The sequence below is a fragment of the Methylomarinum vadi genome (assembly GCF_000733935.1).
Lineage (GTDB): Bacteria > Pseudomonadota > Gammaproteobacteria > Methylococcales > Methylomonadaceae > Methylomarinum > Methylomarinum vadi.
The window spans coordinates 1,260,277-1,277,106 of record NZ_JPON01000001.1 but is presented as its reverse complement, the minus strand read 5'-3'; the positions used below and the strand labels follow the sequence as shown (position 1 = coordinate 1,277,106).

Here is a 16,830-nt window from a genome sequence, read left to right as displayed (position 1 = left end):
TATGGCAGAAATTACATATACAGTTAACCCCGGCGGCAGTTTGCGCGGTGAAATCAGGGTCCCGGGCGACAAATCCATGTCACATCGCTCCATTATGCTGGGGTCTATAGCGGAAGGCGTGACCCATGTGACCGGTTTCCTGAATGCCGAGGATGCGCTGGCGACCTTGCAGGCGTTTCGTGCCATGGGAGTAGAAATCGAAGGGCCTGTCAATGGCGAAGTGACGATTCACGGCGTTGGCAAGCATGGTTTGAAACAACCCGAGCAGCCGCTTTATTTGGGTAACTCCGGAACCTCTATGCGGTTATTGTGCGGTTTGTTATCCGGGCAAGCATTCGATACCGTGCTGACCGGCGACAAGTCGTTGGAGTCCCGGCCGATGCGGCGGGTTACCGAACCATTGGTGCTGATGGGGGCGCAGATCGAAACTCAACCGGATGGTACCGCGCCGTTGAAAATAAAGGGTGGAGCAAACTTAAAAGGCATTCATTACGACATGCCGATAGCGAGTGCACAGGTCAAGTCCTGTTTGCTCTTGGCCGGTATGTATGCCAAGGGCGAGACCAGCGTGACCGAGCCGGCGCCGACCCGCGATCATACCGAGCGCATGCTGAACGGTTTTTCCTATCCGGTGGTGCGGGAAGGCAATAAAGCGATTATCGATTCCGAGGGAAAACTGAAGGCTTGTGAAATCGATGTGCCTAGTGATATTTCCTCAGCAGCATTTTTCTTGGTTGGAGCCAGCATCGCCCCGGATTCCGATGTCACGTTGAAACACGTCGGTATCAATCCCACGCGGACCGGCGTGATCGATATTTTGCGTCTGATGGGTGCCGATATCGAGATCATGAACGAACGCTCGGTCGGTGGCGAGCCTGTGGCCGATATTCGGGTTCGCTCCAGCCAATTGCAAGGCATCGATATCCCCGAAGACTTGGTGCCATTGGCGATCGACGAGTTCCCGGTGTTGTTTGTCGCGGCAGCTTGTGCCGAAGGGCAAACGCGTTTGACAGGGGCCAAGGAATTACGCGTCAAGGAATCCGACCGGATTCAGGTGATGGCGGACGGCCTGCAGATACTCGGTGTCGATGCCCAGCCTACCGAGGACGGTATGGTCATCAACGGCAGCGCCATCGGCGGCGGAACCGTCGATTCGCATGGCGATCACCGCATCGCGATGGCGTTCTCGATCGCGGGTTTACGCGCCAATGATACGATTAGGATTCAGGATTGCGAGAACGTGAATACCTCTTTTCCGGAATTTCGCGAATTAGCGACGAATTTGGGTTTGAATCTGGCTAGTGAATAATGAATATACCGGTTTTGACTATCGATGGTCCTAGCGGGGCCGGGAAAGGCACGGTTTGCCGTGCGATCGCCAAAAAATTGGGCTGGCATTATCTCGATAGCGGTTCCATCTATCGCTCCCTGGCAATCGCCGTATTGAAAGCGGGTGTCGATGTTCGGGATGTCGGTGCCGTGACCGAGGTGGCGCAAGCGATGTCGTTAGAATTCGATTGCGGCGATGAGCTGACTGTTAGGCTCGATGGCGAGAATATTACGCCGCAATTGGCCAGCGAGACCACCGGTAATACCGCTTCGGTTGTGGCAGCCTATCCCGAAGTACGGGCGGTGCTGCTGCAAAAACAAAAGGACTTCCAGCAGCCGCCTGGGTTGGTGGCCGATGGGCGGGATATGGGGACGGTGGTGTTTCCCGAAGCCGAATATAAGGTCTATTTGACCGCCAGTGCCGAGGAAAGGGCGAAAAGGCGATATAAACAGTTGATTGAAAAAGGAATCGGTGCTAACCTTGATCAAATTACCAGCGAGATAGAAGCCCGTGACCGCCGCGATCAAGAGCGTAATATCGCTCCTTTGGCGATGGCGGAGGATGCGCTATATTTGGATTCATCGGATTTAACTATCGAGCAGGTGATCGAGAAAGTAATGAATTTGGTCCGCTAGGGCTGTGTGGGTGTTGCTTGAAGAAAGCAGCTTTTTTTAACTTTTATTGAGATGTTAAAGCTTGTTTGAACGATAACAAGCTTGGGAAAGAAATATGAGCGAAAGCTTTGCTGAGTTATTTGAAGAGAGTTTAGCCAAGACTGAAATGCGTCCTGGTGCAATGTTAACGGGTACTGTGATTGATATCGAAAATGAATTCGTTATCGTCAGTACTCAAGCCAAATCTGAAGGTGTAATTCCGAAATGGCAGTTTTTGAATGCGGATGGCGACCTGGAGGTTGAAGTTGGCGATGAAATTGAGGTGGCTCTCGATTTATTCGAAGATGGACTCGGCTCCACGCTTCTTTCCCGCGATAAAGCTAAGAAAAACAAAGCCTGGGGTGAACTGGAGACAGCCTTCGAAAACGACGAAACGGTGGTCGGTCGCATCACCGGGAAGGTTCGCGGCGGTTTCACTGTGGCGGTTGGCGCGCTACGTGCCTTCTTGCCGGGTTCTTTGGTGGATGTACGCCCCATCAGAGACACGACTTTCCTGGAAGGCCGTGATTTGGAATTCAAGGTCATCAAAATTGACCAAAAACGTAACAACGTCGTATTGTCGCGTCGTGCCGTCGTCGAGAAAGAGTACAGCGAAGAAAGAGAAGAGTTGATGAAAACTCTGGAAGATGGCGCTATTGTCACCGGTGTGGTCAAAAACCTGACCGATTACGGTGCGTTTATCGACCTGGGCGGTATCGACGGCCTGTTGCATATCACCGATATGGCATGGCGTCGTGTTCGTCATCCTTCCGAGTGTGTTGAAATCGGGCAAGAAGTTCAAGTTAAAGTCTTGAAGTTCGACAAAGAAAAAACCCGCGTCTCGCTGGGCATGAAGCAAATGGAGGAAGATCCATGGCAAAACATCGCCCGTCGTTATCCTGCCGGTACTCGCGTGTTCGGTAAGGTTAACAACCTGACCGACTACGGTTGCTTCGTTGAGATCGAAGAAGGCGTTGAGGGGCTGGTACACGTTTCTGAAATGGATTGGACCAACAAAAACGTCAATCCGGCCAAAGTAGTTCAGCTGGGTGATGAAGTCGAAGTCATGGTTCTGGAAATCGACGAGGAGCGTCGTCGTATTTCACTGGGCATGAAACAATGCCGTCCGAATCCTTGGGATGAATTTGCGGCAACTCATAACAAAGGCGATAAAATCAGCGGTAAGATCAAATCTATCACTGATTTCGGTATCTTCATCGGTTTGGATGGTGGTATCGATGGTCTGGTTCACATGTCCGATATTTCCTGGAACGAGAACGACGAAGAGGCGATCCGCAAGTACAAAAAAGGTGACGAAGTCGAAACCGTTATTCTGGCAGTGGATTCCGAACGTGAGCGTATCTCTTTGGGTATCAAACAGCTGGAACAAGATCCATTCCAAAACTACATCGCGTTGCATGAAAAAGGTAGCCTGGTTAACGGTACCGTGAAGGAAGTCGATGCCAAAGGCGCTGTCATCACATTGGCTGAAAATGTCGAAGGCTATTTAAGAGCTTCCGAGATTCAGCGTGACCGGGTCGAAGACGCCCGTACCCTGTTGAATGTAGGCGATGAGATCGAAGCCAAGTTTATCGGTGTCGATAAAAAAGCTAAATCCATTTCACTGTCAATCAAAGCGAAGGATATCGAGGAAGAGTCCAATGCCATTAAAGATTACAGTCAGCAGAACGCGGCTGGCACACCGACATTGGGTGATATCTTTAAACAAATAGATAAATAAGTAGGCGAGGGGGATGACCTGTTCATCCCCTCTTCTTTCTTTATTTATTTAGGATTGCGTGTGACAAAATCAGAATTAATTGAAACGCTTGCAAGACAGCAGCCCCATCTTGCCTTAAAAGATGTGGAGCTGGCGGTGAAATGTATTATCGAGCAGATGAGTGAAACATTGGCCAGTGGCGAAAGAATTGAAATTCGTGGCTTTGGCAGCTTTTCCCTGCATCATCGCCCTCCGAGAATGGGTAGAAACCCGAAAACCGGAGAATCCGTTTCGTTGACCGAGAAATACGTTCCGCATTTTAAACCTGGTAAGGAATTACGTGACCGCGTCGATGCATCGCGCGAAAAATACAAAATTATTGATTAATTAGTATTTCAATCAACGCAATTAATAAAGTAACCTGATAATGAGACTTTTGGCTTTAATCGTATTTTTTGCAGTCTTTATTATTGCGTTGATTTTCTCCGTGCTGAATTTTCAATCGGTACAGATCGATCTTTACTTCTTCACCATTTCCCTCCCGCTTACGGTTGCCCTGACCATTGAATTATTTGCCGGTATTCTGATCGGCTTTCTCGCCGCATTGATGCATATTGTCAAGCTTAAAGCCCAATATGCTCAGTTGAGTAAGAAAATAGATAAAACTATTGTCAAATAAGCACGACGATGGGTCGCGCTTGTCTTAGCTGTGTTTTCGGTAAATAAACAATTTCCCCTTGTTTGACTGCTGTCCATCAAGTTTTCTATAGCATCAAAGCATGATATGGTATAGTCATCATTAATGAGAATGATTATTAATAATTGATTACTAGCCTTGTGCCGGAATAAGATAGGCTTGACTCGGTAATTTCATGCCATAAAAGGAGATTTACGTTGCTTATGACACAAAGTTTAAATGCCATGACGGTCGGCGACTCGGGCAAAATTGTCGGGTTTGCCAGCTCGGGCAAGGCTTATCGAAAGCGTCTCTTAGCGATGGGATTGACGCCAGGAACAATGTTCACCGTGACTCGCTTTGCCCCTTTGGGTGATCCGGTCGAAATAAAGATTCGCGGTTTTTCCTTGTCCTTACGGAAAAATGAAGCAGCCGTGTTGATTGTCGAGAAATTATGACTAAAAAGCAGTTTGTCGTCGGGGTGGTGGGTAATCCAAATTGCGGGAAAACCACCTTATTTAATGCCTTAACCGGTTCCAGACAACATGTCGGTAACTGGCCTGGGGTTACCGTAGAAAAGAAAACCGGTGAATATACCTTTGAGGACATTAAAATTGAGGTGGTCGATCTGCCCGGTACGTATTCGCTGGAATCGGCCGATGATACCGTGTCGCTGGATGAAAAAGTGGCGCGGGACTTCGTTGCAAGCAATGAAGCCGATCTAATCGTCAATATTATCGATGCCAGCAATATCGAGCGCAATCTCTATTTAACCTCGCAATTGCTGGAAATGCGTGTACCGATGGTGGTCGCATTAAATATGATGGATTCGGTCACCAAGCGGGGTATCAAAATCGATACTGCGGCGATGTCCAGTTTATTAGGATGCCCGGTTATCCCCATGACCGCTTCCATCGGCCAAGGATTGCAACACTTAAAACAGGTCGTTAACGATGCATTCGATCATCCCGCGGTCCCCGATGTGGTGATTCCCTATCACAGGGAAATCGAAAAGGCCATCGATGAATTATTGCCCCGCCTTGCCGCTCGTGCGGCCGAGTTTTCCTGTGATTTGCGTTGGCTCGGCCTACGTTTGCTGGAAAACGATACCTTGGCCCGTAAAATTGCCGGCCCGGACATCATCGTGCTCGCCGAACAATTGCAAACGAAGGTAGAGGACAAGGCCGATGAAGAAATCGATATTTTGACTGCCGACGCCCGCTATAGCTTTGTCAACGAACTGACGCAAGCGTGCGTTTGCAAACTGCATGAAGTGTCCCGGCACACCAGTGAAAAAATCGATCTGATCGTATTAAACCGTTTTTTGGGAATTCCGATCTTTCTATTAGTAATGTATGCGATGTTTTTGTTCACGATTAACATTGGCAGTGCGTTCATCGACTTTTTCGACTTGGCCGTGGGCGCGTTACTCGTCGACGGCTTGGCTATCATCCTGCAACAATTACACTTGCCTGAATGGCTGGTTGTCTTGATTGCCAATGGTGCCGGTGGCGGCGTCCAGGTTGTGGCAACGTTCATTCCCATTGTCGGGTTCTTATTCGTATTTTTGTCGGCATTGGAAGATTCGGGATACATGTCGCGGGCCGCGTTTGTCATGGATCGGTTTATGTGCATGATCGGTTTACCGGGCAAGTCATTCGTGCCGATGATCGTCGGTTTCGGCTGCAACGTGCCGGCCATCATGGCGACGCGTACGCTGGACAATCGGCGTGACCGGATTTTGACCAATTTAATGAATCCGTTTATGTCGTGCGGCGCCAGGTTACCGGTTTATGCCTTGTTCGCCGCCGCATTTTTTCCGGTCGGTGGGCAAAACTTGGTATTCGGGTTGTATTTGATCGGTATCTTGGTCGCGGTGTTGACCGGTCTGATTATGCGCCATACGCTGTTCAAGGGGGAGGTGACACCGTTTATCATGGAGCTGCCGACTTACCATTTACCGACCTTGCAGGGTATTTTCCTGAAAACCTGGGAAAGATTGAAAGCATTCATTTTCAATGCCGGCAAGGTCATCGTGCCGATGGTTCTGGTGCTGAATTTTCTCAATGCCTTAGGGACGGACGGTAGTTTCGGCCAGGAAAACAGTCAGAAATCGGTATTGAGCCAGATTGGCAGAGGTTTGACGCCAATATTCGAGCCAATGGGAATAGCGCCGGATAACTGGCCGGCCACGGTCGGGATTTTTACCGGGGTGTTAGCCAAGGAAGCGGTCGTCGGTACGTTGGATGCGTTATATAGCCAAATGGGAGCCAGTGAAGGAGAGGGGCAGGCGGAGGAAGATTTCGATTTAACGCAAGCTCTGCTAGAAGCTTGGCAAACGATCCCCGAAAATCTGCTCGATGTGGCCGGTAACCTGTTGGATCCGTTGGGTTTGGATATCGGCAATGTCGCCGATATGGATTCGGCCGCCAGCGAACAAGAGGTTAATACGGCTACATTTGTCGCGATGCAGGCCAGTTTCGAAGGTAAAGTCGGGGCTTTTGCTTATCTGTTGTTCATTTTATTGTATGCTCCCTGTGTCGCGGCCACGGCGGCAATTTACCGAGAAACCAGCCCGGGATGGGCTATATTCGTGGTGTGTTGGACCACGGGGCTGGCTTATTTGACGGCGACCTTGTTTTACCAGGTGATGACCTACAGCCAGCATCCGCAGTTGACGATGCTTTGGCTTGCCGTGTTAAGTCTATTTTTTGTCATGGTTCTGGCTGGCCTATGGATGTATGGGAAGACCAATCAATTCGAAGTGGTGAAAAATGATTTTGTCTGAATTAAAAAGTTATCTGCAACAGCAGAAAAGAGTGTCGCTGAATGATTTGGCGATTCATTTCGATATCGACGCCGACGCCTTGCGCGGTATGCTCGGCAAATGGATTGGCAAGGGTAAGGTTAGGCAGTTGCCGTTGAATTCATCCTGCGGCGGCAGTTGTTGTAAATGCGATCCTGCGTTGACCGAACTGTATGAATGGGTCGATAAAAGTAATGCAGATCAGTGATATTCGTCTCCCGATTTGTCAATTTTTACGAGGTGTTGGGAGACAATGCGTATCCGCCCAAGGCCGCCTTTAACTAATCTGTTGCGTTCCCGGTCGTTTTGCCATCGATTGCCGTGCTATTTTCGACTGCAAATTAGACATAACCGCCGTTAAATGAGGAAAAACGAGCCGAGATACAAAGTTAAAGGAATGTAAACGGCGATTAGCAGGATTTTTTGCACGGTTGTGAGTTCCTTCCAATAGTCGATGCATTGTTGCTTTTGATGTCTATACGCGATGTTCACATAATTCTTCAGGCGCAGCAATAAAAGCGGGCCTTTACGGTATGCCCAAATTGCCATCCCGGCCGCCAGCGCAATCAAAATATAAAATACGTACAGCTGACTTGTCGCCTTGTCGACATGAAAGATGTGCTGGATCACCTCCTCCAAGACCAATTCGAATGCTTCGAAAGCATAATGGCCCAGAATCATCAAAACGTCGATCACTTCCTCCGTCATGATGATCACTAAGGCGATCAGTACTAATATGGCAGCTTTCTTTAGGGATATCGTGGGATAAGGAAAATACTGCCGAAGCGTTGATTTTTTTTCCATCATTACCGTCGACCCAAGCATTCTGAATGCCAAAATTATTGAAAATGTAATTTCGTTGACCCTTGATTATCGGGTTTCGAAAGGGGAGGGTGTTCAAGCTTTAATTATATTAAATTTTCAACTCGGCAAAAACTCAACTAAGCTTGTTCAGTGTATTTGTTGATAGGAAATAAGATGGCAGAACAAGATTCCAGCATTTTGATTGGGTATTTGACCGAAGTTCGCGGTGACGGTATGGAAGCTCGGATAGCGGAAGAACATGCGACGGAATTGCCGGTTATCAAGGTGGGGAACGAGGAGATCCTGGCTGGACACGTCGGGTCTTATGTGGTCATCAGGCAATCGGACATCGGTGTGCTGGCCCTAGTCTATAAAATGTGGGAACTGGACCGTTTCGACCAACAAGGCAACCGGGCCAGCGATCGCTTCATCTCCCTCATTCCGGTCGGAGAAATCGTCGGTGAAAACACCTTTGTCAGAGGTGTCCGTCATTATCCGACACCCGGCGGGAAGGTCTATGCGGTCGGGTTGCACGAAATCAATACTATTTTCTCCAAATTTCGTGACTACGAATTTTTTATCGGCCAATTGGCTACCCATAAGGATTATCATCTGAGTCTCGATCCCAGGGCTTTGTTCGGTCGACATTTTGCCATTCTAGGGCAGTCCGGGTCGGGCAAGTCCTGGACCGTGACCAGCCTGATTCAGCACACCATCAAGGCCATGCCGAAGTCCCATTTGATCATGCTGGATCTGCACGGTGAGTATTGTTGGAAAAACGACGAGGGGACGGTCGAGTCCGCTTTTCCTGAGGAAAGAGTCAATTATGTCGATGCCATGGATTTGGAAATGCCTTACTGGATGATGACTTATGCCGAGTTGGTCGATTTGTTTATCGATAGAGACGATAGCGGTGCCTCGATACAAATGGCGTTCATGCGCGAGGTTTTGCAGCAATTGAAACGCAAAGAAGCGAAAAAAATCGGCCTGGGCGCTGTGTCGATCGACACGCCGATTTATTTTTCTTTGGCGGAAATGTATGTTCAGTTTAAAAACGCCAATGAGGAGCGAAAAGACTTCGGTAAGACCAAGGGGGCTTTGTTCGGCCAGTTCGACGAATTTCTAGTCAGAATGCAGAGTCGTTTTAACGATGTGCGTTATGATTTTCTGCTGAAGCCGAAAAAGCGTAACACCTCTGCGAGCATGATCGATCTGCTGCGAGAGTTCATCGGTTTGGGGGATAAGAAAGCCAATATTACCGTGGTCGATTTAAGTTCGGTGCCGACCGATGTCAGGCCGGCGGTATCCGCCCAAGTCGGCCGGCTTGCCTATGAATTCAATTACTGGAACCCGAAACGGCGCGAGTTCCCGATTACCTTGATTTGCGAGGAGGCGCATGCCTATATTCCACGGGAGAGAGGTGGACAATTCGAAGGCACCAAGAAAATGATGGAACGTATCGCCAAGGAAGGGCGGAAATACGGCGTGTCGATCGGAGTGGTCAGCCAACGGCCGACGGAGCTGTCTGAAACGATGCTGTCGCAATGCAGCTCCTTTATCTGTTTGCGCACGACTAACCCTGACGATCAGCAATATATCAGGGGCTTGGTGCCGGAAGCGGAGGGAGATTTAACCGATATCTTGACCTCGCTGGGCCGGGGGGAGGCGTTGGTGCTGGGTGAGGCCGCGCCTCTGCCGACCCGGGTGCAAATCTACCGACCTAATCCCGAACCGAAAAGTAATGATGTCGATTATTACAATGGTTGGCGCGAAGGTCCCGATGAGCTTGATGTCGAGGGCATCGTCAATAATTGGCGGACACAGACGCGTGCTTAACTGATCATGGTTGTTCCGATGTAGCAGGTTTTCTAGCGGGAATGCATTGCGATAGAATTGGACTCTGTATGCTGTGTCGGATTTTTTGGCGAAAGCCGTATAAATTTCTGTCAGGCACTATAATTAAAAAAATGTAGCCGACAAAATGGAAAAGAAAAACAATGGCGGAAGAACGTTCTTATCGAAAAAATCTAGCGATAAAAGGTTTTGTCTACATGGGCGGGCAGGAACTGGAGGTCAAGGTCAGGAATGTTTCCATCACCGGTTTGTTGGCCGAATTGAAGACTGAAGGCGTGATGAATGATGTTAAGGATGTTTTTCAGGCCATCAAGCTATCGCCAGTGATCGACATCTATTTGCCCGAACTCAGAGTGGCTGGTGAAGCCGAGATGGTTAGGTCGGAAAAAGTCGATGGCCACCTTCTGTTCGCGCTCGAGTTTCGTAATATTTATTACGATGTCGACAATTTGGTTTACTCGCGGCGCGCTTACCGAAAAAACATGGCGGCGCCGGGACATGTATGGATCAATGGCGAATCGCACACCTTCACTACCGAAAACGTTTCCGTCGATGGCCTGATGATTCGGTTGGAGGGCAAATTGGATTTGGAACCTGGCGCGGTTCTTCGTTATGAGTTTAAGCGGCTGGAATTGTCGGGTGAGGCTAAGGTGATATGGCGTGAGCAGGGCGAGGAAACTACTTTGTTAGGTCTGGAATACCTGTATCTGGAGAAGGATTCGATCAAGGGGGTTCCTCGGTTTATCCATGAATAAAGACTTTTACTAACTTTCTTGCCAAGCAGGCTTTGATGGAGTGAATTAAATCGCTGTTTCCTTCCAGATTAAGCTGCACGACTAAAATCGAACACGGCAAAAATTGATTATTTAGTTCCGAGGAGTCGTTAAAACGCCAAAGAAACTCGGCATGGGAGTTCAGCATGCGTTAAGTAACGACGTCCTGAATTTTCTATGTGGAAAACCTTTCTTTGTCGCGCGCGTTCCAATAGCTCTGGGCAAGGGCCTCCGCCTGTTGTTGGTTATCGGCCTTGCCTAATAATTTCAAGGCAATCGCCGCGGTGCCGATGACGGTGGCTTCGGCGTATTCATCGCTGAATTCGCCTCGCCATAATTGTGCCAGCTGCTGCGGATTCAGTTCTTCCGGCTTAATATGGCGGCGCTCGAATATAGCCGGCCAGTTTTCTTCGCTTAATTCATCGTAATGCACACTCTGTACCAAACAGTCCATATCCGGGTTACGTTCGGTTTCGCCACCTTCGCCCTTCAGCACCGCCATATGCGGTTGCTGCAATAACAGCGCGGCCTTTTGATGCACCTGACGGTAACTGGGGTGGAAAATGCCTTGAATGCTGTAAGCGGCATCAAACGGATTTAACAGTCTGACCAGCGTATGCACCGGTGAACGCAAACCCATCATCGGTCGGAGGTTGATCATGTCGTAAAGTTTCGGACAAATATGTTCCAATGACAGGTAACTAAAATTGTTTTCCTGCAGTTGCCGGGCGGCTTGGTCGATCGAGGTCGCGGCGTTTATGCCCAGGATGGCCAGTACATTGCGGGTATAGATGCGGCCCTCGGTATGGCCCTCGGCGCCATGCATGAACACGCGGATGCCGTTTTCCGCCAGCAGTAGCGAAGCCAACAGAAACCAAGGCAAATGACGGCGTTTGCCGGCGTATGACGACCAGTCGAGATCGGCAGAGATTGTTTGCGTGTCGTGGTGAAAACTTTCCCGGGCCGCCGCGACGAAACCGGCCAACTCTTCGGGCGTTTCTTCCTTGACCCGCATCAGCATCATGAAGGCGCCCAATTGGATCGGTTCGACCTGGTCGTTCATGATCATCGTCATGGCGCGATAGGCTTCGTCTTGGGTCAATGGGCGCGAGCCCTTCTTGCCTTTACCCAATATTTTGATAAATTCGGCAAACGGATGTTCGTTCATGACAGGGACAAGAGATAATAGTGATCGATTAATAAGGCGGCGAACATGATCATCAGGTAGATGATGGAATAGCCAAAGGTTTTCATCGCCGTTCTGTTGTCTTTATGGCCCATCATCAGAACGGCGAAATAGATAAAGCCGAGGCCGAGCGGAATCGCCGTTAATAGGTAAATTAGCCCACTCATGCCGGTCAAGTAGGGCAACAGCGTGACGATCAGCAATAGCACCGTATACAGCAAAATATGCAGGCGGGTGAATTCGCTGCCATGGGTGACCGGAAGCATCGGAATCTCGACCTTGGCATATTCGTCCCGGCGGGCGATGGCCAGCGCCCAAAAATGCGGCGGCGTCCAGACGAATATGATCAAAAACAACAGTAGTGCATAAGGATGGACTTCCCCGGTGATCGCGCACCAGCCCAATACCGGCGGGGCGGCCCCGGCGGCGCCGCCGATCACGATGTTTTGCGGTGTCATTCGCTTTAAATACACGGTATAGATAATGGCATAGCCGATCAGCGACAAAAAAGTCAGGGCGGCGGTCAGCCAGTTGACGAGAAAAACCAGCATCAGCATCGAGATCATGCCGATGGTGCACGCGAAAATCAGCACGTTCTTGGTGCTTAATTCGCCTTTCGGTAGTGGTCGGTGTTGAGTGCGGGCCATTTCCGCATCGGCCTTATGATCGATATAATGATTGATAGCCGCCGCCGAGGAAGCGGCCAGGGCGATACCGAAGGTGCCGAAAAAGAACGTATCCAGCGGCGGCACGCCAGGCACCGCGAGCAACATGCCGACGATCGCGGTGAATACAATCAGGGCGACGACCTTGGGTTTGCACAGTTCCAGATAATTTCGCCATGAAAGGGTGGTTGTCGTGTTTGTCATTCAGAGTTAATTAAAACCGGCCTAGAAGTTGCGTATAGAATACAGTGAACTATTCGTTATGGAAATAGTCCGACGCGCTAACATTTAATATTAATGAGGGAGACATGAATTATAGGGTCATTATTATCGCATTATTGAGTCTGCCGTTATGGGTTCAGGCGGGAGAAGCGAAAGTGCAGGAAAAAGTCTTGACGAACGGTTTGAAAATCCTGGTCAAGGAAGATCACCGTTCGCCGGTAGCGGTCTCGCAAATCTGGTACAAGGTCGGTTCCAGTTACGAGCCGGGCGGTATCACCGGAATTTCCCATATGCTCGAGCACATGATGTTCAAAGGGACCGACCGTTATCCGGCCGGCGAATTTTCCCGCATTATCGCCGAGAACGGCGGTAACGAAAACGCCTTCACCGGCCGTGATTATACCGCCTATTTTCAGACCCTGGAGAAATCACGCCTGGAAGTCAGTTTCAAACTGGAAGCCGACCGGATGCGTAATCTGCATCTGTTGGCCGACGAGCTGAAGAAAGAGTTGCAGGTCGTCACCGAGGAACGCCGCATGCGCACCGACGACAAGCCGCGGGCCAAGGTTCAGGAATACTTCATGGCGATGGCGTTTACCAATAGTCCCTATAGGAATCCGATCATCGGCTGGCCGGCCGATATCGCCAATTACCGGATCGAGGACTTGCAGGCCTGGTATCAACGCTGGTATGCGCCGAACAACGCGACCCTGGTGGTGGTCGGAGACGTTGAGCCGGAACAGGTCTTTCAACTGGCGGAAAAGCATTTTGCCGCATTGAAACCCAGCGACATCGAACCGCTGAAACCGCAAACCGAGGTCGAGCAGCTTGGGGTCAGGAAAATGACCGTCAAGCTGCCGGCCAAACTACCCTACATCGTCATGGGCTACAAGGTGCCGGTACTGGCCAGCGCCGATCCGGAATGGGAGGCCTATGCGCTGGAGGTCTTGGCTGGGATACTCGATGGCGGCAATAGCGCTAGATTGTCCTCGCGCCTGGTCAGGGGCAAGCAGATCGCGGTATCGGCCGGCGCCGGATACGGTCTGACCTCGCGTTTGCCGGATTTGTTTATTCTGGATGCGACACCGGCCAAAGGCAAAACGGTATTCGATATGGAATATGCGCTCAAAGATGAGATTAATCAGTTGCAGCGCGAACTGGTCACTGACGATGAGCTGCAACGCATCAAGGCCCAGGTACTGGCCAACGCCGTCTATGAGCGCGATTCCAATTTTTACCAGGCCATGCAGTTGGGCATGCTGGAAACCATCGGCGTAGGCTGGCAAAAAGTGGACGAATATGTGGACAAGGTTAATCAGGTGACGGCCGAACAGGTGCGCGCTGTGGCGCGCAAATATCTGGTCGAGGACAGGCTGAGCATCGCTTATCTCGAGCCACAACCGATTTCAGAACATACCCAGATAGAGAATGGAGAGGGAATAAGTGATGCGTATTAATTGGCTGGCAATCGTCTTGGTGGTTTTTTCACACAGTTCATGGTCGGCGGCAAACATCGAACACTGGCAAACGCCGCGCGGCAGCCGCGTTTATTATGTTCACACCGAAGGACTGCCCTTGGCCGATATTCGCGTGACCTTCGACGCCGGCAGCGCCCGCGACGGTTATCAGTACGGCTTGGCCTCGATTACGTCGGCGATGCTCGATACCGGTGCCGGGGAATGGAATGCCGATCAGATCGCCGAGCGCTTCGAAAGCGTCGGCGCGCAGTTTGGCACCGGCGCGTCCATCGACATGGCCTGGCTATCCTTGCGGACGTTAACGGACAAACCGTTGTTCGACAAGGCCGTGGCGACATTGCGCACGATATTGGCCGACCCGTCCTTTGACGAAGCCGATTTTCAGCGCAAAAAAAATCGCACGCTGGCGGCATTGAAACACCGCGAGGAATCGCCCGGCGCGGTGGCCGAAATCGCTTTCTATAAGGCACTGTACCAGGACCATCCCTATGGCCATCCTAGCGAGGGCATGGTGGAAACGGTTGCAGGCTTCACGGTCGATGATCTACGCCAGTTTTTTCGCCGCTATTATGTCGCCGCCAACGCCATGGTCGTGATTGTAGGCGATCTTGAGAGAGCGCAAGCGGAACGCTTGGCGGAATCGCTTTTGTCAGGATTGGCGGATGGCGAAAAACCGGAGCCCATCCCCGAAATCACGATGCCCAGCAAAGGCCATACCCGGCATATCCGGTTTCCGTCAACGCAGACCCACGTATTGTCGGGTTTGCCGGGCAGCTATCGCAAGGACCCCGATTATTTCACGTTATATGTCGGTAATCATATTCTGGGCGGTAGCGGTTTGGTCTCGAAGTTGTTCGAGGAAGTGCGCGAGAAACGCGGCCTCGCCTACAGCGCCTACAGTTATTTCTCGCCGTTGTATCGGCCGGGGCCTTTCACGATGGGTTTGCAAACTCGTAACGACCAAACCGGCAAGGCCCTTAAGATCATGAAGCGGACGTTAACCGACTTCATTGAGAACGGTCCCAGTGAGAAAGAATTGGAAGCCGCCAAGAAGAATATTACCGGTGGTTTCGTGCTGCGTTTCGATACCAACCGCAAATTGACCGAATATGTCAATATGATCGGTTTTTATCGTTTGCCATTGGATTACCTGGAAACCTTCCCGAACAAGGTTCAGGCGGTGACCGCAGCGCAGATAAAGGACGCGTTTCAGCGGCGGGTAAATCCTAAATTACTACAGACGATCACGGTCGGCGGAAAGTAAGCTTGGCGAGTAAACTGCGTATTATCGGCGGGCAATGGCGTAGTCGCCAGTTGCTATTCGAGGATGCCCCCGGGCTGAGGCCGACACCGGCGCGGGTCCGGGAAACGCTATTTAACTGGCTGCAATACGACGTGATCGGCAGCCGCTGCCTGGACCTTTATGCCGGCAGCGGCGCGCTGGGCGTGGAAGCGGCATCGAGAGGGGCAGCTTATGTCGTGCAAGTGGAACACAACGCCCAGGCTTGTCGTTTCTTGAAAGGCAATTGCGACAAGTTGGAAGCGGGGCAAATCAGGGTCGTGCAACGGGATGTGTTCCGTTTTTTGGCCGGCGGCGACGAGGAGTCATTCGACCTGGCCTTTCTCGATCCGCCTTTCGGTCAGGGCTTGGCCCAACAAACGTGTTTTTGGTTGGAAGATAAAAGCTGGTTGGCTGAGCGGGCGAAGATTTATGTCGAAGTGGAAAAAGGTCTGGCGCTGAACGATATACCGGACAATTGGCGGCGACTGAAACACAAAAGTGCCGGAGATGTCGATTATTATTTGTTTGAACGCGGTTAATGTGACTGAAGGCGTGCGATTATTGCGTCGATGGTATACAATTGCCGGCTTTTCATTGTAGCCTAGCACCATGCATATTACCGCTATTTATCCGGGAACATTCGATCCGATTACCAACGGTCATCTGGACTTGGTGGCCCGGGCAGCTAAGCTCTATCACCGGATCATTGTTGCCGTCGCCGAGAGCCGCGGCAAGGCGCCGCTGTTTTCGGTGGAGGAACGGGTGGCATTGGTCGAGGCGGTAACAGCGGATTTCGAAAACGTGGTCGTGATCGGTTTTAACAATCTGCTGGTGGACTGCGCCAGGGAACACGATGCCGATGTGATCCTGCGCGGCCTTAGGGCAGTTTCGGATTTTGAATACGAGTTCCAGTTGGCCGGCATGAACAGGAGATTGTCGCCGCAATTGGAAACGGTTTTTTTGACCCCGGCGGAACAGTATGAATTCATTTCGTCCAGTATGATCAGGGAAATAGCCCGGTTGCAGGGCGATGTTTCCAGTTTTGTCCCCGCTATTGTCGAACGACGATTAATTGAAAAATTTTCCAAGGAGTAAGCATGTCTCTTTTAATCAGCGATGAATGTATCAACTGCGATGTTTGCGAGCCCGAATGTCCGAACGGCGCGATCTCGCAAGGCGAGGATATTTATGTGATCGATCCTAATCTGTGTACCGAATGCGTCGGTCATCACGATACACCGCAATGTGTCGAGGTTTGCCCGGTGGATTGTATCGACAAGGACCCGGACAGGGTCGAAGATCACGATACGTTGTATCAAAAATATCTGAAATTGACACAGTAATCACTCATTTTTTCTCCTGTCCGCAACGGACAGGAGAA

At 50.6% G+C, this 16,830-nt stretch carries 18 protein-coding genes; 15 read left to right on the top strand and 3 right to left on the bottom strand.

Annotated elements, in window-relative coordinates; all coding sequences use genetic code 11:
• Position 1 precedes the first annotated feature (1 nt).
• From aroA to EP25_RS0106470, 8 genes are all read left to right on the top strand, one after another.
• The gene (aroA, locus tag EP25_RS0106505) at positions 2 to 1,309 is read left to right on the top strand and encodes a 3-phosphoshikimate 1-carboxyvinyltransferase (protein ID WP_031433121.1); all 1,308 of its coding nucleotides are present in this window, start codon (positions 2 to 4) and stop codon (positions 1,307 to 1,309) included.
• Positions 1,309 to 1,965 (top strand): (d)CMP kinase, encoded by a 657-nt coding sequence (gene cmk, locus EP25_RS0106500; protein ID WP_031433120.1) that lies wholly within the window; start codon positions 1,309 to 1,311, stop codon positions 1,963 to 1,965. Before aroA ends, cmk begins: the two co-directional genes overlap by 1 nt.
• A 94-nt stretch (positions 1,966 to 2,059) precedes the next feature.
• Positions 2,060 to 3,724 carry a 30S ribosomal protein S1 gene (gene rpsA, locus EP25_RS0106495; protein WP_031433119.1) on the top strand — a complete coding sequence of 555 codons (1,665 nt, stop codon included), beginning with the start codon at positions 2,060 to 2,062 and terminating at the stop codon, positions 3,722 to 3,724.
• A gap of 60 nt (positions 3,725 to 3,784) precedes the next feature.
• On the top strand, positions 3,785 to 4,090 hold the full coding sequence (locus EP25_RS0106490) for an integration host factor subunit beta (protein WP_031433118.1): 306 nt from the start codon (positions 3,785 to 3,787) through the stop codon (positions 4,088 to 4,090).
• A 40-nt stretch (positions 4,091 to 4,130) separates the two neighbouring features.
• Positions 4,131 to 4,382: a LapA family protein gene (locus EP25_RS0106485; RefSeq protein WP_031433117.1), complete on the top strand. Its 252-nt coding sequence runs from the start codon at positions 4,131 to 4,133 to the stop codon at positions 4,380 to 4,382.
• A 221-nt stretch (positions 4,383 to 4,603) separates the two neighbouring features.
• A complete protein-coding gene (locus EP25_RS0106480; protein WP_031433116.1) occupies positions 4,604 to 4,837 on the top strand; it encodes a FeoA family protein in 234 nt (77 codons plus the stop codon).
• The gene (gene feoB, locus EP25_RS0106475) at positions 4,834 to 7,167 is read left to right on the top strand and encodes a Fe(2+) transporter permease subunit FeoB (RefSeq protein WP_031433115.1); all 2,334 of its coding nucleotides are present in this window, start codon (positions 4,834 to 4,836) and stop codon (positions 7,165 to 7,167) included. The genes EP25_RS0106480 and feoB overlap by 4 nt, the downstream gene beginning before the upstream one ends.
• On the top strand, positions 7,154 to 7,393 hold the full coding sequence (locus EP25_RS0106470; protein WP_031433114.1) for a FeoC-like transcriptional regulator: 240 nt from the start codon (positions 7,154 to 7,156) through the stop codon (positions 7,391 to 7,393). Before feoB ends, EP25_RS0106470 begins: the two co-directional genes overlap by 14 nt.
• 149 nt (positions 7,394 to 7,542) lie before the next feature.
• Here the strand turns inward: EP25_RS0106470 and EP25_RS0106465 are convergent, their stop codons facing one another.
• On the bottom strand, positions 7,543 to 7,989 hold the full coding sequence (locus EP25_RS0106465; RefSeq protein WP_152555606.1) for a hypothetical protein: 447 nt from the start codon (positions 7,987 to 7,989) through the stop codon (positions 7,543 to 7,545).
• 174 nt (positions 7,990 to 8,163) lie between these two features.
• Here EP25_RS0106465 and EP25_RS0106460 point away from each other — a divergent pair, with 174 nt between their 5' ends.
• Together EP25_RS0106460 and EP25_RS0106455 are read left to right on the top strand one after the other, a co-directional pair.
• Positions 8,164 to 9,825: an ATP-binding protein gene (locus EP25_RS0106460; RefSeq protein ID WP_031433112.1), complete on the top strand. Its 1,662-nt coding sequence runs from the start codon at positions 8,164 to 8,166 to the stop codon at positions 9,823 to 9,825.
• A 161-nt stretch (positions 9,826 to 9,986) separates the two neighbouring features.
• A complete protein-coding gene (locus EP25_RS0106455) occupies positions 9,987 to 10,598 on the top strand; it encodes a PilZ domain-containing protein (RefSeq protein WP_031433111.1) in 612 nt (203 codons plus the stop codon).
• A gap of 193 nt (positions 10,599 to 10,791) precedes the next feature.
• Here the strand turns inward: EP25_RS0106455 and EP25_RS0106450 are convergent, their stop codons facing one another.
• Both EP25_RS0106450 and cyoE read right to left on the bottom strand, forming a co-directional pair.
• Positions 10,792 to 11,784, bottom strand: coding sequence for a glycosyl transferase family protein (locus tag EP25_RS0106450; RefSeq protein ID WP_031433110.1), 993 nt, complete (start codon positions 11,782 to 11,784; stop codon positions 10,792 to 10,794).
• A complete protein-coding gene (gene cyoE, locus EP25_RS0106445; RefSeq protein WP_031433109.1) occupies positions 11,781 to 12,671 on the bottom strand; it encodes a heme o synthase in 891 nt (296 codons plus the stop codon). Before cyoE ends, EP25_RS0106450 begins: the two co-directional genes overlap by 4 nt.
• A 104-nt stretch (positions 12,672 to 12,775) precedes the next feature.
• On the opposite strand from cyoE, the gene EP25_RS0106440 reads away from it, so the two are divergent.
• The 5 genes from EP25_RS0106440 (at position 12,776) to EP25_RS0106420 (ending at position 16,792) form a co-directional block, all read left to right on the top strand.
• Positions 12,776 to 14,146 (top strand): M16 family metallopeptidase, encoded by a 1,371-nt coding sequence (locus EP25_RS0106440; protein WP_031433108.1) that lies wholly within the window; start codon positions 12,776 to 12,778, stop codon positions 14,144 to 14,146.
• The gene (locus EP25_RS0106435; protein WP_031433107.1) at positions 14,136 to 15,431 is read left to right on the top strand and encodes a M16 family metallopeptidase; all 1,296 of its coding nucleotides are present in this window, start codon (positions 14,136 to 14,138) and stop codon (positions 15,429 to 15,431) included. The genes EP25_RS0106440 and EP25_RS0106435 overlap by 11 nt, the downstream gene beginning before the upstream one ends.
• Before the next feature lie 2 nt (positions 15,432 to 15,433).
• Complete coding sequence (rsmD, locus tag EP25_RS0106430; protein ID WP_031433106.1) at positions 15,434 to 15,988, top strand: 16S rRNA (guanine(966)-N(2))-methyltransferase RsmD; 555 nt, start codon at positions 15,434 to 15,436, stop codon at positions 15,986 to 15,988.
• 70 nt (positions 15,989 to 16,058) lie between these two features.
• Positions 16,059 to 16,544, top strand: a complete 486-nt coding sequence (gene coaD, locus EP25_RS0106425) for a pantetheine-phosphate adenylyltransferase (RefSeq protein ID WP_031433105.1) — start codon at positions 16,059 to 16,061, stop codon at positions 16,542 to 16,544.
• Between the two features lie 2 nt (positions 16,545 to 16,546).
• On the top strand, positions 16,547 to 16,792 hold the full coding sequence (locus EP25_RS0106420) for a YfhL family 4Fe-4S dicluster ferredoxin (protein ID WP_031433104.1): 246 nt from the start codon (positions 16,547 to 16,549) through the stop codon (positions 16,790 to 16,792).
• Positions 16,793 to 16,830 lie beyond the last annotated feature (38 nt).